Raw genomic sequence first — 19,872 nt, forward strand, 5'->3', positions numbered from 1 at the left:
TCTGGCTAATCCTTCTTCTCGGGCAACGGGATGAAGACGACGGGCCGGGCCACGTCCTCCACCGCGTCGCGCTTGGACATCTCGTGGCCCTTGCCGCCGCGGCCCGTCACCCCGTACTTGGCGGGAGCGAGCTGCAGCTTGCGGCCCTTCTGCGTGTCGAAATCGATCTTCGCGTCCTTCTGGTTGGGCGCGCTGACCAGGAACTCCACCACCTGGTCGTCGTCATCCACCTTGATGACGGTGACGCCCTTGCCGGGGCCGGCCAGCTCGTTGACCTCCGCCACCTTGCACACCAGGGCGTTGGTCTTCTTGGTCAGCACCGCGAGCAGGTCCTTCTCTCCCGCCTCGCGCACGCCGATGATCTCATCGCCCTCGCCCGTCTTCGCGTAGCGACGGCCGGCGCGCGTGGAGACCTCCAGGTGCGGCTCCAGGAGGAAGCGCATGCCCATGCCCTGCTTCGTCACGCCGACCAGCTTCGCCGGGGCCTCGAGCCGGGCGTCCAGCGACCAGGCGGCCACCACGCGCTCGCCGTCGTCGAACTTGAACAGCTTCTGCACCGGGTCGCCGTAGCCGGTGGACGCCGGGATGTCGTTGAAGCGGGTGACGTACGCGGTGCCGAAGTTGCTGAACAGCACCAGGTTGGCCTTGAGGCTGCCGGCCAGCACCGCCATCACCGCGTCGCCCTCGCGCAGACGGGTGGAGGACGGGTCCTTCACCTCGCGCACGCGCTTGACCCAGCCGTCGCGGGTGAGGACCACGTGGGCGTCCTCGTCCGCGATGAACGCGTCCGCGTTGAACTCCACCTCCTCGGAGCCCGCGCCGCCGATCTTCGTGCGGCGCTTGTCGTTGTACTGGCCCTTGATCTCCCCGAGCTCGTCCTTGACGGTGGACCAGACCTTCTTCTTGTCCTTGAGGATGCCCTCGATGCGCTTGATCTCCGCGCGCTTCTCCTTGAGCTCCTTCTGGACGACCAGGATCTCCAGGCGGGCCAGCTTGTAGAGCTTCATCTCCAGGATGGCGTCCACCTGGAGCTCGTCCAGATGGAAGCGCTTCATCAGCTTCTGGGCCGCGTCCTGCTTGCCCTCGGACTGGCGGATGATGCGGATGATCTCATCCAGCGCGTCGTAGGCCTTCTCGAAGCCCTCGAGCAGGTGCACGCGCTTCTGCAGCTCGCCCAGCTCGTGCTGGAAGCGGCGCGTGACGACGGCGAAGCGGAAGTCCAGGAAGTGCTGGAGGATGTCCTTGAGGTTCAGCCGACGCGGCGTGCCGACCTCCGGGTTGTCCTCGCTGGGGACCAGACACGTCAGGTTCACGCCGAACGTCGTCTGCAGCGGCGTGTGCTTGTAGAGGTACGCCATCACCAGCTCGGCGTTGGCGTCCTTCTTGAGCTCCAGGACGATGCGCACGTCCTTGGTGGACTCGTCGCGCACGTCCACGATGAGCGGCAGCTTCCGCTCGCGCACCAGGTCGCCGATCTTCGAGACCAGGGTGGACTTGTTCACCGTGTACGGGATGGACGTGATGATGATCTGCGTCCCGCCGCGCTTGAGCTCCTCGGTGTCCCACTCGCCACGGATGCGGACGCTGCCCTGGCCCGTCTCGTAGATCTCCCGCAGCTCCTTCTTGTCGTTGAGGATCTGCCCGCCGGTGGGGAAGTCCGGTCCCTTGACCCACTTGAGCAGGTCCTTGGTGAGCAGCGTCGGGGTCTCGATGAGGGCCACGAGCGCGTCCACCAACTCGCCCAGGTGGTGGGGCGGGATGTTGGTCGCCATGCCCACGGCGATGCCCGTGGTGCCGTTCATCAGCAGCTGGGGCACGCGTGCGGGGATGACGATGGGCTCGTTGCGGGTGCCGTCGTAGGTGGGCCGGAAGTCCACCGTCTTGCGCTCGAGCTCCCCGAGCATCTCGGTGGCGAGCTTGTCCAGGCGGCACTCGGTGTAGCGGTAGGCGGCGGCGGAGTCGCCGTCCAGCGAGCCGAAGTTGCCGTGGCCGTCCACCAGCGGGTAGCGCAGGGAGAAGTCCTGCGCCATGCGCACGAGCGCGTCGTAGATGGAGGCGTCGCCGTGCGGGTGGTAGCGACCCATGATGGCGCCGACGACCTGGGCGCACTTCTGGTACTTCGTGTCGAACGACAGGTTCAGGTCGTTCCACATGCCGTACAGGATGCGGCGCTGCACGGGCTTGAGGCCGTCGCGCACGTCCGGCAGGGCGCGCGAGGTGATGACCGACAGCGCGTAGTTGATGTACCGGCGACGCGCCTCGTCGGCCAGCGAGGCCGGGACGAACCCATCACCCCCACCACCGGAGCCCGCGGCACCACCCCCGCCGCCCGAGCCCCCCTGCTTCTTTCGCGTCTTCAATTCGGCTTCTGCGCGCATGCTCTTCGAACCCAGGTGAGAACGTCTCGTACCCGAACGCGGTGCGTGACTCGCGCACTCCGCGCCATGGACTCTGAAATCTTCAACAAAGCGGCGGGACTACCATGCCCCCCTGACAAAGGGAACGAATTCGGGGGGTTGCACGTACTCCGAGGCATCCCACCTGAATCTCCGTCCAGGCCCGCCTCCGAGTGGAACATCTCTGTAACCCCCTGAAATTCCGGCGGCCGGGGCACGCGAGACTCCCCAGCGGGCGGGACGGTGGGTGCGGGTAGGATGGGCCGGCGAGGGACGCTTTGGACCCCGTGGGGTAGGGGGACCAGGGATCGTTCGGCCGCCCGGCTGCCTCCTGATGCGCCGTGTCACGGGCCTTCGTCAGGACGCGGCGCGGCCCTGTTCTTCCGGGTTCGGAAGGTGCTCGGCGGAGGGCGTCCGCTCGCCTCCGTGGCTGCTTCCCCGGCCCGCGCCGAGCACCGAGTAGAGCGCCGGGAGCACCAGCAGCGTCAGCAGGGTGGAGGACAGGACGCCGCCCACCACCACGGTGGCCAGCGGTCGTTGGACCTCCGCGCCGATGCCCGTGTTGAGTGCCATGGGGAGGAAGCCGAGCGCCGCCACCGAGGCCGTCATCAGCACCGGACGCAGGCGGGAGACGGCGGCCTCGCGGAGGGCTTCGGGGAGCGCGCGGCCCTGGCCGAGCAGCTGCCGCAGCCGGGACACCAGCACCATGTCCCCGAGCACGGACACGCCGCTGACGGCGATGAAGCCCACCGCGGCGGAGATGGAGAACGGCAGCCCGCGCGCGAGCAGCGCCAGCACGCCGCCCATCAGCGCGAAGGGGACGCCCGCGAAGATTCGCAGCGTGTCCACCCAGCGGCGGTACGTGAGGTGGAGCAGCAGGAGGATGAGTCCCAGCGCGATGGGCACCACGAGGGCCAGCCGCGCCTGGGCCCGCTCCAGGTTCTGGAACTGGCCGCCGTAGCGGAGGTGGTAGCCCGGCGGCAGCTCCACCTTCGCCAGCGCGGCGCGCACGTGGGTGACGAAGCCGCCCAGGTCGCCGTCGCTCACATTGGCCTGGATGACGATGCGCCGCTGGCCCCACTCGCGCTGCAGGGTGGTGGGGCCGGACACCTCGCGAATCGTCGCCAGCCGACCCAGGGGCACACGCTCACCTCCGGGCGCGGTGACGGGCACGGTGGCCAGCCTCGTGGGCTCATTGCGGTACGCCTCGGCCAGCCGCACCGCCAGGTCGAAGCGGCGCTCGCCCTCACGGACCTCGCCCACCACGCGTGTGCCCACCGCCTCCACCACGTCGAGCACCTCGCGCGCGGCGATGCCATGCCGCGCGATGGCGGCCCGGTCCACGGTGACCTCCAGCACGGGCTGACCCGTGAGCTGCTCCAGCGTCACGTCCGTGGCGCCGGGGACCGCGCGCACCAGCGCCTCCAACTCGCGCGCCTTGGCCTTGAGCACGTCCAGGTCATCGCCGAACAGCTTGATGCCCACGTCCCCGCGCACGCCGGCGATCATCTCGTTGACGCGCATCTCGATGGGCTGGAGGAACGCCATGCGCATGCCGGGCAGGTCCGCCAGCTCCGCCTTCATCTCCGCCACCAGCTCCTCCTGCGTCGCGGCGCGCTTCCACTGCTCGCGGGGATGGAGCGTGACGAACACGTCGGACAGCTCGATGCCCATCGGGTCCGTCGCCACCTCGGCCGTCCCGGTGCGCGTCCACACGCGCGCCACCTCGTCGGGGAACCGGCTCCGGAGCACCTTCTCCACCTGCCCGCCGTAGCGCACCGACTCGGTGAGGGACACCTCGGCCAGGCGCACGGTGTTGATGACGAGGGTTCCCTCGGACAGCCTCGGGACGAACTCGCGACCGAGCCCCGTGGCCGCCAGCCCCGTGCCCACCACCAGCAGCCCCGCCACGATGAGGACCGTGCGCGCATGGGACACGCTCCACTCCAGCAGCGGCCGGTAGCCCCGCTGCAGCCAGCGCACGAGGCGCGGCTCGGGGTGTCCTCGCCTGCCTCGCTCCAACGCGAACGACGCGAGCACCGGCATCAACGTCATGGACAGCAGCACGCTGCCCAGCAGGGCCAGGATGACGGTGAGCGCCATGGGACGGAACAGCCGCCCCTCCACGCCCTCCAGTGCGAGCACGGGCAGGTACACCACCATGATGATGAGCTCACCGAAGAGCGTGGGCTTGCGGACCTCCACGGCCGCGTCCCGCACCACCTGCTTCAGGCTCCGTCCATCGCGGGCGCCGGCCAGGTGCCGCTCCGCGTTCTCCACGAGGATGACGGACGAGTCCACCACCAGCCCGAAGTCGATGGCGCCCAGGGACATGAGGGTGCCGGCGATGCCGAAGCGCAGCATGCCGCTGAAGGCGAACAGCAGGGACAGGGGAATGGCGGAGGCGACGATGAGCCCCGCGCGCCAGTTGCCCAGGAAGAGGAAGAGGACGGCGATGACCAGCAGCGCGCCTTCGAGCAGGTTGGTGCGCACCGTGCGCAGCACCAGGTCCACCAGCTCCGTGCGCTCGTAGACGACGTCCACCTGCACATCGTCGGGCAGGCGCTGCTTCACCTCGTCCATGCGCCGAGCGAGCGCCCGCGTCACCACGTGCGAGCTCTCGCCCATGAGCATGAAGCCCAGGCCCAGGACGACCTCACCCTCGCCGTCCGCGGTGGTCGCGCCTCGACGAATCTCGTGCCCCACCTCCACCTGGGCCACGTCGCGCACGCGCACGGGCACGCCGTCTCGCGCGGCCACCACCACGTCGCCCACGGCCCGGCCATCCTCCAGCACACCGATGCCGAGCACGAGGCTCGCTCCACCACCGCGCTCCACCATGCCGCCGCCCACGTTCGCGTTGTTCGCCTCCAGGGCCCGGTACAGGTCGCCCAGGGACAGGTCGAACTGTCGGAGTCGCTGCGGCTCCACCACCACGTGCCACTGCTTCTCGCGGCCTCCCCAGGCATTCACCTCGGCCACACCGGGCACCGCGCGGAGCTGGGGCGCGATGACCTGGTCGTGCAGCGTGCGCAGCTCCTCCAGGCTCCGGCTCCTGCTCTTGACCAGGTAGTGGAAGACCTCGCCCAGCCCCGTCGCCACGGGCCCGAGCGTGGGTGCCTCGATTCCCGGAGGCATCTTCACGCGGCCCATCCGCTCCGAGACCTGCTGCCGCGCGAACCACACATCCGTGCCGTCGCGGAACTGGAGCGTCACCTGCGACAGCCCGAACTTGGAGATGGAGCGCAGTTCTTCCAGCTGCGGCAGTCCCGCGAGCTGCTGCTCGAGCGGAATGGTGAGCTGCCGCTCCACCTCGACGGGCGAGAGCGCGGGCGCCACCGTGTTGACCTGCACCTGCGTGGGGGTCGTGTCGGGGAAGGCATCGAGCGGCAGGGCCCGGAACGCGAGCAGCCCCGAGATGACGAGCGCCACGGTGCCCAGCAGCACCGCGCCACGGTGCTCCAGTGACCCATCGATGATGCGCGTGAGCATGGGCTACGGGCCTCCTTCCTCGCAGCAGCCCGCGCCGATGGAGTCCTTGAGCACCTCGGTCTTCAGCAGGAAGGCGCCCGTGGTGACGACCTCCATGCCGGGCCGCAGGCCCTTGACCACCTCGACCTCGTCACGCGTGCCCGCGCCCAGCTCCACGGGGACAGGCTCGTAGAGTGTCTCGTCCTTCTTCACGAAGACGAGCACCTGTCCCTTGGCGCGCTGGATGGCGGAGTGGGGCACCATCAACGCCTCGTGCTCCTCGGCCACTTGAATCCGCGCGCGCAGGAACATGCCGGCCTTGAGGGCGCGGTCGGGGTTGGGCAGCTCGACGCGGGCGCGCACCGTGCGGGTGGCGCGGTCCACGGAGGCACCCACGCGGGTGAGCGTGGCCTCGCGGACATCTCCGGGCAGGCCCTCGAAGCTCAGCGTGACCTTCTGCCCCGAGCGCGCCTGCGCCGAGTCCGCCTCGGGAATCTCGAGCAGGGCCCAGAGCGTGGAGAGGTCGGCGACCTCGAGCAACGTCTGTCCCGCGGCGACATGTCGGCCGGACACCGCGTCGCGAGCCACCACCGTCCCGGCGAAGGGCGCGGAGAGATTGTAGAGACCCTCGCTGCTCCCCTGTGACGCGCCCGCCGCGCTGAGGGACGCGCGCGCCGCTTCACGCTCGCCCTCGGCCGCGGCGAGCTCGGCCCGGGCCTGCTCCAAGTCCTTGCGAGGGCTGATGCCGCGCTCCACCAGCTCCTGCTCTCGCGCGAGCGCCGCGCGTGCCGTCTCCAGTCGCGCGAGGGCCGCGGACAGCCGCCCCTTGTCCTGTCCGACGGAAGGAGAGGTGAGCGCGAGCAGGGGCTGGCCCGCCTTGACGTCGTCGCCCTCGTCCACGCGCACCTCGCTCACCAGCGCGTCGCCTCGCGCGGACAGTCGCGCCAGGCGGTTCTGGTTGAAGGTGAGCTGGCCCACGACCTCCAGCGAGCGTGCGAAGTGCCTGCGCTGGAGTCGATGCGTCTGGAGTCCCGCCTCCCGCGCGGTGTCTGTGGAGGCCAATCGGATACGTGTGCCGGGCGTGGGGAACAGCGGCATCTCGGCGCCCGCGGCCTTCACGAGCTCCGGGTGACAGAAGGGGCAGACCGACTCCGGCAAGCCGTGCTCGCGGCAGTAGTCACCCGCGGCGATGAAGCCGGCCACCAGCTTCGGGTTGCATTGGGTGCACTTCGATTCGGGGACCGCGTGCTCCTTGCACCAGTCGGCGGGCGTGGCCGGGGCGGTGAAGGAGAGCGATGGGTTGCATTGACGGCAGTGGGACTCGGGCAGCCCGTGCTCGTCGCACCAGTCGTCCTGGGCCTTGTAGACATCGACGAGGTCGGGGTCGCACTTCGTGCACAGCTCCGAGGGCACGCCGTGCTCGCACAGCGTGACGGCGCGAGTCTCGGGGGACGGGGGCCCCGCATCGGAGGTGGTGCTCTTCGCGACCTCGGGCTGGGACGACTTCGTGCACGAAGCGCCCAGGACGAGCAGTCCCGCCAGCGCCAGGAGACCGATGCGGGGGCCCATCTACTTCACGCCCTTCTTGGCGAGGTCCGGGTGGCAGAGCGAGCACTGGGACTCGGGGCGCTCGTGCTCGGCGCACCAGTCGTTCTTGGCCTTGAAGACCGCCGCGAGCTTCGGATTGCAGCGCGTGCACAGCGACTTCTGCACGCCGTGCTCACACTTGGGCTTCTCGGAGGCCTGCGACTGCTGCGCGGGCTTGGGCTCCTCGGCCGACGCGGCGAGGACGGGGAAGGACACGAGGGACACGACGAGCACGAAGGTCTGGAGGGAACGCATGACATGACTCCGGCCAGGGCGGTACCCCGGCGGCGTATGTCCGCGCGGGAGTGCGCGGAGGGTGGCTTCAGCTTCAGCGGGGCAGCACGGTGACGTGCGCGTCCGCGCGAGACCCGGGAAGGGGACTCGCTGGACACACGTCTCCCGTGAGGGGCGGAATCACCCTCTGGGAGGCTGGAAGATGTCGCGTCCCACGCCGTTTGGGAGCAGCACGTCAGGGTGGACGTGGATGGGGGGCCGGACGAGCGGCTCCTCCACCTGGCTCACGAAGGGCAGGGGCGCGGGCGCGGCCCTCAGCGGGCAGCAGAGGCACAGCGCACAATCCGTGGCGCAGTCCGAGCAGTCCCCCGACCCGTTTTCCTCTTCGCAGTCCGCGTGCGTGTCCGATGCGAAGGCGAGCGTCTGGAAGACGCCACCCGTCATCAGCACGAGGAGGAGCGCGAGGGTGCGCAGGAGGAACCGCATCGACCCGAAGGCTTACTGGAGGTCTCCGCGGAGAGTCAACGCGACGGGGCCGACACTGGTACGGGGTGCTCGCGGATCAACTTCTCCAGCAGGCGGCGCATGGCTCGGGAATCCCACGCTCGAGGCCCCGAGAATCGAGCGACCAGGCGCCCGTCCACCACCAGGACGCTCTGGGGCAGGGTGTCCACGCCGAACGCGCGGGCGACCTGGTGTCCCTCGTCCAGGCGCAGATGCAGCGCGGCGGGGTGCGGCCCTTCGAAGAAGGTCTCCACCGCCTTCGCGTCCGTGTCGTGGCTGAAGACGACGACACGCAGCGCGTCAGGGGGCGCTTCGGCCAGCGACACGAGCTGCGGCGTCTCGGCGCGGCAGGGCGGACACCACGTGGCCCAGAAGACCACCAGCAGGGCCCGCGAGTCGGGGACCTCCGCGAGCCGTGGGGCCGGCCCTTCGACCCGGAGATAGCTCGGAGGTGGTGGCTCCGTCCGACACGCGGTGAGCGGCGACGAGAGGAGCAGTGCGGCGACACCGGCACCGAAGCGGGAGCCGCGCACCCGAACTCGAAGGTGCGACGGACCCGTGTGAAGCCGCGAGTACTGGGAGCCTCGCGCGAGCACCTTCACCGCGCACCTCCGGAGGCGATGACGTGATGGCCCCCCGGCACCCGCCGCTCGATGGCCCCACCCCCGGACGGGCCCCGACGCACGCGCCCTGCGAGCCCATCGCGGGCCCGAGGACGCGACACGTGTGGAGACGGGAACGTCAGGGGTCGGCCTTGGGCGCCTTGCCCCAGTTGCCGTCCTTGAAGATCTTCACGTTGCCCTTGGCGCCGCCTCCGCCAATCAGGCCCGTCACGTTGGCCTGGATGGGCTTGCCACCGGGCGGCTGGTAGACGACGCGCGCCTTGCGGCCGGCGGGGATGGACGGGTGGGTGCTGTCGATGAGCAGGTAGACGGTCTTCCCATCGGACTGGATGCGGTCGGTGTCGTGCTTGTGGCTCAGCTCGGCGAGCAGCTCGCCGTCGTCCACGCTGCTCGCCTCGTTGTTGAGCAGGCGCACCTTGACGCGCAGCCAGTTCTTGGCGCCCTTGCCGCTCTCCGTCGCGTACTCCCGCACGCCCTGGATGATGACGGCCAGGTCGGCGCCGTTGCCCGGCGCCCCCGCCGCGAGCTTCAGGCCCGTCTGTTTGCTGGAGTCCGCGTCGATGAGCAGCGTGGCGTTGGCACAGCGGTTCTTGCATTCCTCGCCCCACGGCTCCTTGTCGAAGCGCAGGCGCATGGCGAAGTCGCTGCCCTGGGGCGCGATGACGGCGTCGACGATGACCGGACGCTCGCCGTCCGGAGGCGCGGTGTACTTGAAAGTGGACCGTTCCTTGGCGACGACGCTCGAGCCGGCGAGGAGGGTACAGGCGAGCAACGGCAGAGAGCGCTTCACGGGGTGTGGACCTCCAGGGAAAAGACGTCCATTCAAGTGGGAAGCGCCCATGCCTTCAAGTCTTGGGCGTTAGAGTCTCCCCGGGAGGTGTGAGAGATGCGGAATCCCTACGTGCGTCAGCTCAAGTTGGGCCCCATGGACAACTTCGTCTACCTCGTCGGCGCGGCGGACTCGCCCGACGTCGTGGTGGTGGACCCGGCGTGGGACGTGGATGCGATTGAACGGGCAGTGGAAGAGGACGGCAAGCGCCTGGCGGGCGCGTTCGTCTCGCACTGCCACTTCGACCACATCAACGGCCTGCCGGACCTGCTCTCCCGACACGACGTGCCTGTCTACGCGCAGCGGGCGGAGGTGGAGTTCTCCGCGGAGCTGCGCGAGCTCTCGGGCGCGCTGCGCCTGCTCGGGCCCGGAGACGCGGTGCCGGTGGGCGCCGAGACGTTCCATGCGCTGCACACGCCCGGACACACCCCGGGCTCGCACTGCCTGCTCGCCGGAGACGCGCTCGTGTCCGGGGACACGCTGTTCATCAACGGGTGCGGGCGGTGCGACATGAACGGCGGCGACCCGGAGGCGATGTACCGCTCCTTGTCGCAGGTGCTGTTGAAGGTCCCGGACTCCACGCGCCTGTGGCCGGGGCACGACTACGCGGATGTCCCGGTGGCGGCGCTGGGCGAGGTGCGCCAGAAGAACCCGTACTTCTCCTTCCCGGACGTCGCCTCGTTCGTCGCGTTCCGCATGCGCCCGAGGAAGTGAGCGCCTGGGCCGACGCGGGACCGGAGGCGCGAGGACACGCCTCCGGCCCGCTCACGTCACGACGGGACTACCAGTAGACGGCGACCGACGAGACGCGGTCGTTCCACGAGTGCCAGCGGCGGAACGGCCAGAAGCCCGTGTACCAGCCGTAGCTGCCCATGTTTCCGATGGCCCACGCACGGCCGACCCACAGCACGTGGCCGCCGAAGTAGGAGTGCTCCGTCATCAGCGTCCAGCGGCCGCACTGGGTGCTCCACATGGAGGAGATGCGGTCATTCCACCAGCCCAGCGTGTTGTAGCCCCAGCCCGGGTAGACGGAGAACGCCGCCCCGCCGTACCACGAGTGCTCGAAGAAGACCGACCAGGGGTTGCACGGCGCCATGCCCGTGGTGGGCTGCTCGGAGGGGAACTGGTGGGTCTGCTGGAAGTACTTCGTCAGGTCCGCGGTGGTGCGGAAGCCCTGCACCACGGCCATCGCCGCGGAGTTGCCGTCGAGCACGTAGTGGGACAGGTGGATGTCCCGCTCCTGGAGCTGCTGCGCCGTGTAGCGCACGCCGTCGACCAGGATGGGCAGCTCCGGCAGGAAGCCCTCGACCGGCGCCTGCTCGATGTCCTCACGCGGCGCGTCCCGCAGGACCTTGCTCAACGGGATGCGCGCCAGCTCACCTTCCTTGTTGGGGAGGTCGCCCGTGTTGTGCTCGGGCACCGGCTCGATGTTCTGCGCGAACGCCGCGCCCGTCGACAGCAGCGACGCCAACACCAGTGAACCCATCACTGACTTGAGATTCATTGCCTGCTCCTGGGGTGTGGGGATGACAGCGGCCCATCCCGGCCGCGTCGCCCGCACTCATAGCGTGTCTGTTTTGTGGCAGACAAATCAGTGAATTTTTGTTTAGCGGTTAATTCGTGACTCACGTTCCACTGGACCTGGGGCGCGGCTGTCGCGGCGCCGAGCGCGTACATCCGCGTCGGCGCGACACGTGCCCGTGCGCGTCTGGAGAATGCCTGTCGTGTTGGAAGGGGAGGCCCGTCGCTCCCAGGGTCGATTCAGGCGGAGATGAAAGAATCCAGCCTGTCTTGCCTCATGGGAGCTGCGGGCCTGTAACCGGTTACATTCGTTGCTGGGCGGGCATCCAGTCCCAGAACGCCTGCGTGCCATACGACTGGGACCCGCCGGTGTGCGCGCTGCCCGTCAGGACGAGGTGAGCGTGTCACCCGGTGCGCCGATGCTGGTGGCGAACGGGGCGATGGCCGCCACTTCGTGGTGATGGTGAACAGCTCCGACTCCGTCGTCGCCCGGCCCAGTTCTCCCATTCCGTTGAGGTGGATGAGGGTGGGGTAGCGCTGCGTCGACGTCAGGTCGTCGGGGAGGGCCGCTCCGTCACGCCCTCCGGGCCCGGGAGCCCACGGGGGGCATCTGCAGGCCCTGGGGCCTCGCATGGAGCGAGCGGTAGGCGGCGATGGAGAGCAGGCCCACCGCGAGCAGCGTCCACAGGGCGGCCCAGACGACGGCGGGCACGTAGGTGAGGTCCGCGAGCAGGGCCGCGTCGCTGCGCGAGCGCACGGCGCTGTTCCACAGGTCGTCGCGCAAGTCGAACACGGCGTACAGCGCGGTGAAGGCGGCGATGAACAGGTTGACGAAGTCCACCGCGCCGTCCGGCAGCCACTTCGCGCCGATGCCCATGACCGCGGCGGTGCCCACGCAGAAGGCCAGGGTGAAGGCGTCCCCCGCGTAGAGCAGGCCCATCACGACCAGCCACACACACGCGGCCCCCAGCACCCACCGGCGCAGCCGGAAGCGGAAGGTGGCGAGCAACAGGCCCGCGCCGGCCACCGCGCTGCCCAGGTAGCCGCCCGAGTACACGGCGATCTGCCGCAGCATGCCCGGCGGCAGGCGCGACAGGCAGGAGCCCGACTCGTCGGCCGCGAGGTGGATGCGGTCCACCGAGCCCCCCACCAACAGGGTGGCGAGCGCGTGCCCGCTCTCGTGCATCATCACCACCAGCAACTTCAGGGGCCAGAAGACGGGCGAGTACCAGAAGTACCAGCCGACCCCCAGCATGACGAGCAGGAGGGCCAGGCGGCCGAAATCGAGCTGTGCACCGCTGGCGGTCTTCATCGGTACCGGGGCCTCCCCACCATGGGACACCCCAACACTTAAGTCGGGTCCCTCTTCCCGGGAAACTCCTGGCTTGCCGCGGGGCGTCGTGACCTCAGGCGGATGTCGCCTGCGGGCGCCGGACGGGGTAGGGATGGGGCATGAAGAAGACGCTCCTCCTGCTCTCGCTCGTGGCTGCCCCGGCGCTCGCCGGGGAAGGGAAGTGGACCCCCCAGCAGGTCCTGGAACTGGACCCGGCCTGGCTGCGCGCCCAGGGCCTCCAGGTGCCCCCCAAGAAGCTTTGGGACCCCAAGCGCGGCACCGGCCTGCTCGCGGGCGCGGTGAATGTGGGCGGGTGCACCGGCGCCTTCATCTCCGACACGGGCCTGGTCATCACCAACCACCACTGTGCCTTCGGCATCATCCAGGAGCACAGCACCCCCCAGCGCGACCTCATCACCCAGGGCTTCCTGGCCACGGAGCGCAAGGACGAGCTGCCTGGCAAGGGCGCGCGCGTGCAGGTCCCCCGCAGCTTCACGGACGTGACGGCGCAGGTGCTGGCGGCGGTTCCCGAGGGCGCGGACGACACGGCGCGCTTCAAGGCCATCGAGCGCAAGCAGAAGGAGCTGGTGGCCGAGTGCGAGAAGCGCCCCGCCACCCGCTGCCAGGTGTCCACGTTCGACGGCGGCGTGAACTACACGCTGGTGGACGCGGTGGAGCTGCAGGACTCGCGGCTCGTCTACGCCCCGCCGCGCGCGGTGGGGGAGTACGGCGGCGAGGAGGACAACTGGATGTGGCCGCGCCACACCGGCGACTTCGCCATCCTCCGGGCGTACACCGCGCCGGACGGGACGTCGGCGGCGTACAGCGACAAGAACGTGCCCTACAAGGCGGAGTTCTTCTTCCCGCTGTCCCCCGAGGGCGTGAAGCCCGGTGACTTCGTGATGGTGCTGGGCTACCCGGGCCGCACCTACCGCGCGCTGCTCGCGGAGGAGATGGCGGAGCGCCAGTCGCGGCTCTACCCGCGCATGCGCGACGTGTTCGGCGAGGCCATCCGCATCCTCGAGGAGGAGGGAGAGAAGGACCCGGCCGGGAAGATCGCCGTGGCCTCCACGCTCAAGGGCCTGCACAACGTGTACAAGAACGCGGGCGGGCAACTGGCGGGGCTCAAGCGCGGGCGCATCGTGGAGAAGCAGCGCGAGGCCGAGGCGGCCGTGGCGGCCTGGGCGACGAAGAACAGCGCGAAGTGGGGTGGGGCGCTGAAGGCCCGCGAGGCCCTGCTCGCCGAGCAGAAGGCCACCTCGAAGGTGTTCGAGCGCGAGTTCCTGCTCGGCGCCACGGGCCGGCTCGCCCGGGGGCCGTCGCTGGCGGTGACGCTGGCGCGGCTGGCCACCGAGCGCGCGAAGCCCGATTTGGAGCGCCGCCCGGCGTACATGGAGCGCGAGCAGGTGCGCATCAAGGACCGCCTGGAGCGCGAGCAGAAGAACGTGTTCCTGCCCGCGGAGAAGCGGCTCCTGACGGCCTTCGTGCGGCGCGCGCAGGCGCTGGGCGCGGACGAGCGCATCGCCGCGGTGGACAAGCACTTCGGCAAGACGTTCGTGGAGAAGGACGTGGCGGCGAAGGTGGACGCGATGTACGCGGGCACGCAGGTGCTCACGCTGGCCGAGCGGATGAAGATGGGCACGGAGACGCTCGCGCAGCTTCAGGCTCGCAAGGACCCGCTCCTGGCGTTCGGCCTGGACCTGGCGCGTGAGCAGGAGGCGCTCGACGAGGCGCAGGACCGTCGCGACGGCGCGTCGTCGCGGCTGCGGCCCGACTGGCGCAAGGCGGTGCTGGCGCATGCGGGCAAGCCCGTGGCGCCGGACGCCAACGGGACGCTGCGGGTGACGTTCGCCAAGGTGCAGGGCTACTCGCCGCGGGATGGCGCGGTGTACACGCCGCAGACGACACTGTCGGGCATGCTGGCCAAGCACACCGGCGAGGAGCCCTTCGACGTGCCCGAGCGCGTCTCGAAGGTGGCCGAGGCGAAGCGCCATGGTGCGTGGGCGGACAAGAAGCTCAAGGACGTGCCGGTGAACTTCCTGTCGGACGCGGACACCACGGGTGGCAACTCGGGAAGCCCCACGGTGAACGGCCGGGGACAGCTGGTGGGCGTGAACTTCGACCGCGTCTGGGAGAACGTGGCCAACGATTTCGGCTACAACCCGGAGGTGGCTCGCAACGTCAACGTGGACGTGCGCTACGTGCTGTGGATGTTGGACCAGGTGGAGAACGCGGACGCCCTGCTGCGGGAGCTGGGCGTGCGCAAGGGCCCGCCGGTGGCGGGGGAGACGCGCTGATGACCGAGCCGGCGGACACCTCGTTGGCACTGCCTGTCTTCCGGCCGGAAGAGCAGGTGTGTGGCAACTGCAAGCTGTGGAGCCCTCACTCGGTGGATGAGCGCCGGGGGTGGGTGGGGCCCTGCCGGCTCCAGTCGTCTCGGGGGATGTTTCCGCCGTCCGCCCCCATCTGTGACAAGTACGCGCCCCGGGGCACGGCCGTGGCCCCGGCGGCGCAGTCCCCCTCGCGCGAGCGCGCCGCCCGGAGCGTGGCCCCGGTGGTGATTCGCCGCCGGGTGGCGGACCCCAATGAAGTCATCGACCTGGAAGGGCTGAGCATGACGCGTGAAGAGCTGATGGACATCTTCCGGGAGGCGTCGGGCCTCGCCGAGGCGCCGCCGCTCGCGGGCAAGTGGGAGGGCGGCACGGTGCGCCTGGTCCCCGGCAACCCGGAGCTGCAGGCGAAGGATTTGCCCATCGACAACCTGTTCCACAAGGTCGTCATGGTGCGCGACCGGCTGCGCGTGCTCGAGCAGAAGCTCAACGCGCACCCGAAGCTGTCCGACGCGGAGAAGGTGGAGATGCAGAGCTACATCACCCGCGTGTACGGCTCGCTCACCAGCTTCAACGTCCTCTTCAAGGACAAGGGCGACCAGTTCGTCGGCGCCAAGGGTGACGAGTAGGTGCCTCAGGGGCGCTGGCCGCGCTCCTCGAGCAGATCGAAGGTGCGCTGCCGGGCGCGGTGGAGGGTGCTCTTCACGGTGCCCTCGGGGATGCGCAAGAGGCGCGCGATTTCGGGGTACGTCAGGCCGCGGACCTCGCGCAGGTAGAGGACCTGGCGCTGCTGCTCGTTGATGTCCTCGAGCGCGGCGGTGAAGTGCCGTTCCATCTGCGTGCCCATGGCCTGCCGCTCGGGAGAGAGGGGCTCGGCGGGGTCGTGGCTCAGGCGCTCGCGGCGCTTGCGTGCGCGCAGCCAGTTGATGCTGCTGTTGACCATGACGCGGTGGAGCCACGTGGTCCACGCGGCGCGCCCGCCGTAGCCGGGCGACTTCCAGGCGAGCCGGGCGAAGACGTCCTGCACGACGTCCTCGGCGTCATCCGCGTCACCGACGATACGGCGGGCGATGGCGAGCGCGCGGGCGCGGTGCTCGTTGTAGAGCTGCGTGAGGGGCGGAAGGTCGATGGCGGCGGCGTGCATCACGGGTGGGCTCCTGGGCACCCCAGCGGGGACCTCCCTTGGAACGAACCACCCGCGAAAAGGGTCTACGCGCCTGTGTGACGGTTTTTTCTCACCGGGCGCGACGAACCTCGCCCTTCAGGGCAGGGTGGCACCATGGCCCATTTCGAGGACCTCTCGCCGTGCGCGTATTTTCCAGGCGGGGACGACCGGCTGGTGGCGGTGGGGTGGCTGGAGCGCGAGCATCCCTTCCCGCGAGGTGAAGTGGACGCGGACTTCTTCGCGGCGCTCGTCCGCCTGTGCGTGGAGCCGTGGCAGCCCGTGGTCTTCGCCGGGCGGCACGCGTGCTCGTTGTGCCGCTTCTCGGGTGGGCCTGGGGCCCTCTCGTATGACTCCCTGACGGTGTCACTCGGCAGCGCGAACGTCTTCGTCCCGGATGGGGCGCGTGTCTTCGTCGCGCCCACGACGGTGCTGCACTACCTCGATGCGCACGGGTACACGCCTCCACGCGAGTTCCAGGAGGCGGTGCTGCGGTGTCCTCCGATGCGCTCGATGCCGTACCTTCGGGCGCTCAAGGAGAGCGGACTCTCGTTCCGGAGGTGAGGCGGGCTCCCCGTGCCCCGCGCGATGTCCGCGAGGCACGGAGGAGGGGACGCCTACTCCTGCTCGTCCTGTTTCGTCAGGCCCCAGTCCTTCAGGCGCTTGAACAGGGTGGAGCGGGCCACGCCCAGCTCGCGGGCCACGCGCTCGCGGTTGTTGTTGTACCGGCGCAGCGCCGCCTCGACGATCTGCCGCTCGAGCTTCTCCAACATCTGCTCCAGCGTCATCCCCGGAGGCAGCTCGGGCACCGCGATGCCCGTCTCCTTGTTCATCTCCTGGTCGAACGTCAAATCGTTCGCGTCGATGACCGGTCCCTTGCGCAACAGCAGCGCCCGGTGCACCACGTTGCGCAGCTCGCGGATGTTGCCCGGCCACGTGTGGTTCTGGAGCCGGTCCATCGCGGACGCGGACAGCTTCACCGTCTGCCCTCGCGGCGAGTACAGCTTCACGAAGTGGTCCGCCAGCGCCGGCAGGTCCCCCTTGCGGCTGCGCAGGGGCGGCAGGTGCAACGGAATCACGCAGAGGCGGTAGTACAGGTCCTCGCGGAACTTGCCCTCGCGCGCCGCCGCCAGCAGGTCCAGGTTCGTCGCCGCCACCACCCGCACGTCCACGTGCATCGGCCGGCTGGCGCCCACCCGCTTGATTTCGCCGCTCTCCAGCGCGCGCAGCAGCTTCGCCTGCAAGTCCAGCGGCAGCTCGCCAATCTCATCCAGGAACAGCGTGCCGCCGTCCGCCTCCTCGAAGGCGCCCTTGCGCGCGTTCGCCGCGCCCGTGAACGAGCCCTTCTCGTGGCCGAACAGCTCGCTCTCGATGAGCTCCTTGGAGATGGCCGCGCAGTTCACGGGGATGAGCGGCCGGTTGGCCCGCTGCGAGCACTGGTGGATGGCGCGCGCCACCAGCTCCTTGCCCGTGCCGGACTCTCCGAGAATCGTCACCGCCGCCGTGGAGGGCGCCACCCGCTCGATGAGGTCCGACAGCCCCTTCACCGCGTTGTCGCTGCCGATGATGCCGTGGAACGACGTCGGCTCCTTGCGGTTGCCCGTCGCCGCCGCCTCGAGCACCAGCTCCGTCTCGCCCACCCTCAGCGTGGTGGGCAACGACACCTCCGCCTCGAACACGCGCACCGGCCCCAGCCACGTGCCGTTCGTCGAGCGCAGGTCCACGACGTGGAACGTCCCGTCCCGCCGCGTCACCTTCAGGTGCTTGCTGGACGCGAACCGGTCCTGGAGCACCAGGTCACATCCCGCGTCCTTGCCCGCCGTGAAGCTGTCCCCCGAGAACCGGTGCACCGTCTCGTTGGGGCCCTGCTTCACGCGCACCTGCGCCGGCTGCCAGCGCAGGGACTGCGCGTCACGCGCCTGGATGGACGTGGTGTGCCCCACCTCGGTGGCCACATCGGCCCCCTCGCCGCCGCCGCTCAGCCGGAACACCGCGCGCCACTGGCCCAGCGCCAGGTCCGCGCCGTCCGGCAGCGCCGCCTCGGTGATCGACGTGCCGGACACCGTGGTGCCCTTGCCCGACAGGTCCTGCACCCGGCACTCCACGCCGTCCCACAGCAGCGCCACCTGCTGACGGCTCACCTCCGGGTCCGGGATGGCGACGTCGCTCTGCTCGCCGCGACCGAGCACCAACCTCGCCCGGTCCACCCCCACCCTCAACACCTCCTCGCCACGACGGAAAAACACCAGCTCCGGCATCCACGGCCCTCCTGTGCGCCCGCGCTTTACACGTCCCGGCGCGCTGACTTCAACCACCACGCCCCGGGAAGGGCGCACCCGAGCCGTCGCCCGCTACCGCCGGGGCAGGAACGTCGGCCGGTTCAGGAACCCGCCGAGCCTGGCCGCCCGGAAGCTCGGGTCCTTCTTGTCCGGAGGGAAGATGGTGATGCCCGCCGCCAGCAGGCCCAGGCGCTTCTGCGCCTCCGGGTCCAACCGCAGGTTCACATCCATCGCCGGCTCGCTGTACTCCAGCCGCTTGCCCAGCTTCAGCGTGCCCGTGGCCAGCGCCTCGATGTCCTCGCCCTTGAGCTTGAGCTCCTTCACCGTGCCCAGGCCCTTGTCGAAGTCGATACGGCCCACCAGCGCGCCGAGCGCCACCTGCGGCAGGTCCATGGGCATGGAGTTGCCACCGCCCATCGGAATGGAGGCCTTGCCACCCTTGATGATGAGCCCCTGCGTGTCGAGCAGCAGCTCCCCGTTCGCCAGGGACAGGTCCGGCTCCGGGCTCTTCCCCTTGGGCAGCGTCAGGGCCAGCGTGCCGTTGATGACGCCGTCCAGGTCCACGCCGAGGAAGCCCGGCAGGTTGCCGCCGCTGACCTTGAGCCCGTCGATGTCCGCGCGCACCTTCGAGTCACCCAGCAACCCCACCGACGCCGTCACCGTCCCGCCCATCGCGTTGGCGCGCACCGCCACGCCCGGAGGGAAGAGGGTGGGGCGCACCGCCAGGCTGTCGATGATGACCGCCTCGCCCAGCTCCGCCGCGCCCGGCAGGCCCTCGCCGCTGATGAGCTTGCCGAGCAGGTCCGCGCTCAACGGCTGGGGCGGCTTGCTCACCCGCACGTTGGTGGCCGTGACGCCGGACAGCCCCGGCCGCAGCGAGCCGATGCGCACCGCCAGCCCCGCCTGCGCCGCCTCGTTGATGATGCGCGCGCGCACCGTCTCGTACGGGAAGGTGAGCAGCAGGCAGAGGATGAAGGCCACGAGCGCGAACGCGCCGTAGCCCAGGATGACCTTCCAACGAGCGGGCTTGGAGTCAGAGGACATAGGGCTATTGCTTCATCCGGTAGGTGGCCACCGTCGTCCACGCCGTCAGCGTGTCGTTGGGCCTCGGTTCGATGCGCAGGTACTTCACCTTCACCACGCCCGGCCCGCTCTCCACCGTGCGCATGAAGTCCGTCAGCTTGCGGAGGTCCACGTCGGAGAACGTCAGCTCCACCGAGCTCTCCATGATCTTCCCGTCGCCGATGCCCACGTCGCCCTTGGGCGTCATGTTGGGCACCTGCAGCCCGGCCGCCGTGGCCTTGTCCTCGATGTAGGTGATCAGCTGCACGTTGCTGGACGTCAGCTGCGTCTCCACGGCCTGCCGCGACGCCTGGGCCTCGCGATAGCTGGCCGCCAGCGCCTGCACCTCCTGGAGCTTGCCCAGCTTGTCCTCGGTGCGCTTGCGGTAGCCGGACGCGCTGTTGGCGAACGTCATCAGCACCACGAACACCACGAACACCGCCACCGCCGTGCCGGCGATGGCCACCATGCGCCGCTCACGCTCGCTGAGCCGCTCGAACCACGTCTGCAACGGCGCGAGTGCTTCCTGAAGTCTGGCCAT

Annotated in this window: 17 protein-coding genes; 4 read left to right on the forward strand and 13 right to left on the reverse strand. The window is 69.8% G+C overall.

Annotated elements, in window-relative coordinates:
- Positions 1 to 5 precede the first annotated feature (5 nt).
- The 7 genes from AC6JA9_RS15340 to AC6JA9_RS15370 form a co-directional block, all read right to left on the reverse strand.
- The gene (locus AC6JA9_RS15340; protein WP_497960010.1) at positions 6 to 2,378 is read right to left on the reverse strand and encodes a DNA gyrase/topoisomerase IV subunit A; all 2,373 of its coding nucleotides are present in this window, start codon (positions 2,376 to 2,378) and stop codon (positions 6 to 8) included.
- Positions 2,379 to 2,753: 375 nt separating this feature from the next.
- Positions 2,754 to 5,888 (reverse strand): efflux RND transporter permease subunit, encoded by a 3,135-nt coding sequence (locus AC6JA9_RS15345; protein WP_497960011.1) that lies wholly within the window; start codon positions 5,886 to 5,888, stop codon positions 2,754 to 2,756.
- 3 nt (positions 5,889 to 5,891) lie between these two features.
- A complete protein-coding gene (locus AC6JA9_RS15350; protein WP_497960012.1) occupies positions 5,892 to 7,436 on the reverse strand; it encodes an efflux RND transporter periplasmic adaptor subunit in 1,545 nt (514 codons plus the stop codon).
- Entirely contained in the window at positions 7,437 to 7,709 is a 273-nt protein-coding gene (locus AC6JA9_RS15355) for a hypothetical protein (RefSeq protein WP_497960013.1), read from the reverse strand.
- Between the two features lie 159 nt (positions 7,710 to 7,868).
- Positions 7,869 to 8,174, reverse strand: coding sequence for a hypothetical protein (locus AC6JA9_RS15360; RefSeq protein WP_497960015.1), 306 nt, complete (start codon positions 8,172 to 8,174; stop codon positions 7,869 to 7,871).
- A gap of 35 nt (positions 8,175 to 8,209) precedes the next feature.
- The gene (locus AC6JA9_RS15365) at positions 8,210 to 8,725 is read right to left on the reverse strand and encodes a TlpA family protein disulfide reductase (protein ID WP_473566995.1); all 516 of its coding nucleotides are present in this window, start codon (positions 8,723 to 8,725) and stop codon (positions 8,210 to 8,212) included.
- 208 nt (positions 8,726 to 8,933) lie between these two features.
- Positions 8,934 to 9,605 (reverse strand): hypothetical protein, encoded by a 672-nt coding sequence (locus tag AC6JA9_RS15370; RefSeq protein ID WP_408890908.1) that lies wholly within the window; start codon positions 9,603 to 9,605, stop codon positions 8,934 to 8,936.
- 96 nt (positions 9,606 to 9,701) lie between these two features.
- Here AC6JA9_RS15370 and AC6JA9_RS15375 point away from each other — a divergent pair, with 96 nt between their 5' ends.
- Positions 9,702 to 10,358: an MBL fold metallo-hydrolase gene (locus tag AC6JA9_RS15375; protein WP_141323050.1), complete on the forward strand. Its 657-nt coding sequence runs from the start codon at positions 9,702 to 9,704 to the stop codon at positions 10,356 to 10,358.
- 67 nt (positions 10,359 to 10,425) lie between these two features.
- Here the strand turns inward: AC6JA9_RS15375 and AC6JA9_RS15380 are convergent, their stop codons facing one another.
- Together AC6JA9_RS15380 and AC6JA9_RS15385 are read right to left on the reverse strand one after the other, a co-directional pair.
- Complete coding sequence (locus AC6JA9_RS15380; protein WP_223746631.1) at positions 10,426 to 11,148, reverse strand: hypothetical protein; 723 nt, start codon at positions 11,146 to 11,148, stop codon at positions 10,426 to 10,428.
- A 591-nt stretch (positions 11,149 to 11,739) separates the two neighbouring features.
- On the reverse strand, positions 11,740 to 12,477 hold the full coding sequence (locus AC6JA9_RS15385) for a M50 family metallopeptidase (protein ID WP_046712749.1): 738 nt from the start codon (positions 12,475 to 12,477) through the stop codon (positions 11,740 to 11,742).
- A 140-nt stretch (positions 12,478 to 12,617) separates the two neighbouring features.
- On the opposite strand from AC6JA9_RS15385, the gene AC6JA9_RS15390 reads away from it, so the two are divergent.
- Both AC6JA9_RS15390 and AC6JA9_RS15395 read left to right on the forward strand, forming a co-directional pair.
- Entirely contained in the window at positions 12,618 to 14,795 is a 2,178-nt protein-coding gene (locus tag AC6JA9_RS15390; RefSeq protein ID WP_497960016.1) for a S46 family peptidase, read from the forward strand.
- Entirely contained in the window at positions 14,795 to 15,457 is a 663-nt protein-coding gene (locus AC6JA9_RS15395) for a DUF8685 domain-containing protein (RefSeq protein WP_223746633.1), read from the forward strand. The genes AC6JA9_RS15390 and AC6JA9_RS15395 overlap by 1 nt, the downstream gene beginning before the upstream one ends.
- A 5-nt stretch (positions 15,458 to 15,462) precedes the next feature.
- Here the strand turns inward: AC6JA9_RS15395 and AC6JA9_RS15400 are convergent, their stop codons facing one another.
- On the reverse strand, positions 15,463 to 15,972 hold the full coding sequence (locus tag AC6JA9_RS15400; RefSeq protein WP_497960700.1) for an RNA polymerase sigma factor: 510 nt from the start codon (positions 15,970 to 15,972) through the stop codon (positions 15,463 to 15,465).
- A 135-nt stretch (positions 15,973 to 16,107) separates the two neighbouring features.
- On the opposite strand from AC6JA9_RS15400, the gene AC6JA9_RS15405 reads away from it, so the two are divergent.
- Positions 16,108 to 16,554: a DUF7919 family protein gene (locus AC6JA9_RS15405; RefSeq protein WP_223783088.1), complete on the forward strand. Its 447-nt coding sequence runs from the start codon at positions 16,108 to 16,110 to the stop codon at positions 16,552 to 16,554.
- A 53-nt stretch (positions 16,555 to 16,607) separates the two neighbouring features.
- Here AC6JA9_RS15405 and AC6JA9_RS15410 read toward each other — a convergent pair whose 3' ends face one another.
- The 3 genes from AC6JA9_RS15410 to AC6JA9_RS15420 form a co-directional block, all read right to left on the reverse strand.
- Positions 16,608 to 18,248 carry a sigma-54-dependent Fis family transcriptional regulator gene (locus AC6JA9_RS15410; protein ID WP_046712753.1) on the reverse strand — a complete coding sequence of 547 codons (1,641 nt, stop codon included), beginning with the start codon at positions 18,246 to 18,248 and terminating at the stop codon, positions 16,608 to 16,610.
- Between the two features lie 93 nt (positions 18,249 to 18,341).
- Complete coding sequence (gene gspN / locus AC6JA9_RS15415) at positions 18,342 to 19,313, reverse strand: type II secretion system protein GspN (protein ID WP_046712754.1); 972 nt, start codon at positions 19,311 to 19,313, stop codon at positions 18,342 to 18,344.
- A 4-nt stretch (positions 19,314 to 19,317) separates the two neighbouring features.
- A complete protein-coding gene (locus tag AC6JA9_RS15420) occupies positions 19,318 to 19,872 on the reverse strand; it encodes a type II secretion system protein M (protein WP_223746636.1) in 555 nt (184 codons plus the stop codon).

The sequence above is a fragment of the Myxococcus sp. MH1 genome (assembly GCF_059738865.1).

What these genes read in the sequence shown, in the direction of transcription:
- gspN (WP_046712754.1), bottom strand. Translation starts at nt 19,313, where the DNA reads ATGTCCTCTGACTCCAAGCCCGCTCGTTGGAAGGTCATCCTGGGCTAC.
- AC6JA9_RS15355 (WP_497960013.1), bottom strand. Translation starts at nt 7,709, where the DNA reads ATGCGTTCCCTCCAGACCTTCGTGCTCGTCGTGTCCCTCGTGTCCTTC.
- AC6JA9_RS15375 (WP_141323050.1), top strand. Translation starts at nt 9,702, where the DNA reads ATGCGGAATCCCTACGTGCGTCAGCTCAAGTTGGGCCCCATGGACAAC.
- AC6JA9_RS15340 (WP_497960010.1), bottom strand. Translation starts at nt 2,378, where the DNA reads ATGCGCGCAGAAGCCGAATTGAAGACGCGAAAGAAGCAGGGGGGCTCG.
- AC6JA9_RS15380 (WP_223746631.1), bottom strand. Translation starts at nt 11,148, where the DNA reads ATGAATCTCAAGTCAGTGATGGGTTCACTGGTGTTGGCGTCGCTGCTG.
- AC6JA9_RS15345 (WP_497960011.1), bottom strand. Translation starts at nt 5,888, where the DNA reads ATGCTCACGCGCATCATCGATGGGTCACTGGAGCACCGTGGCGCGGTG.
- AC6JA9_RS15385 (WP_046712749.1), bottom strand. Translation starts at nt 12,477, where the DNA reads ATGAAGACCGCCAGCGGTGCACAGCTCGATTTCGGCCGCCTGGCCCTC.
- AC6JA9_RS15420 (WP_223746636.1), bottom strand. Translation starts at nt 19,872, where the DNA reads ATGGCCAGACTTCAGGAAGCACTCGCGCCGTTGCAGACGTGGTTCGAG.
- AC6JA9_RS15410 (WP_046712753.1), bottom strand. Translation starts at nt 18,248, where the DNA reads ATGCCGGAGCTGGTGTTTTTCCGTCGTGGCGAGGAGGTGTTGAGGGTG.
- AC6JA9_RS15390 (WP_497960016.1), top strand. Translation starts at nt 12,618, where the DNA reads ATGAAGAAGACGCTCCTCCTGCTCTCGCTCGTGGCTGCCCCGGCGCTC.
- AC6JA9_RS15405 (WP_223783088.1), top strand. Translation starts at nt 16,108, where the DNA reads ATGGCCCATTTCGAGGACCTCTCGCCGTGCGCGTATTTTCCAGGCGGG.
- AC6JA9_RS15395 (WP_223746633.1), top strand. Translation starts at nt 14,795, where the DNA reads ATGACCGAGCCGGCGGACACCTCGTTGGCACTGCCTGTCTTCCGGCCG.
- AC6JA9_RS15360 (WP_497960015.1), bottom strand. Translation starts at nt 8,174, where the DNA reads ATGCGGTTCCTCCTGCGCACCCTCGCGCTCCTCCTCGTGCTGATGACG.
- AC6JA9_RS15400 (WP_497960700.1), bottom strand. Translation starts at nt 15,972, where the DNA reads ATGCACGCCGCCGCCATCGACCTTCCGCCCCTCACGCAGCTCTACAAC.
- AC6JA9_RS15350 (WP_497960012.1), bottom strand. Translation starts at nt 7,436, where the DNA reads ATGGGCCCCCGCATCGGTCTCCTGGCGCTGGCGGGACTGCTCGTCCTG.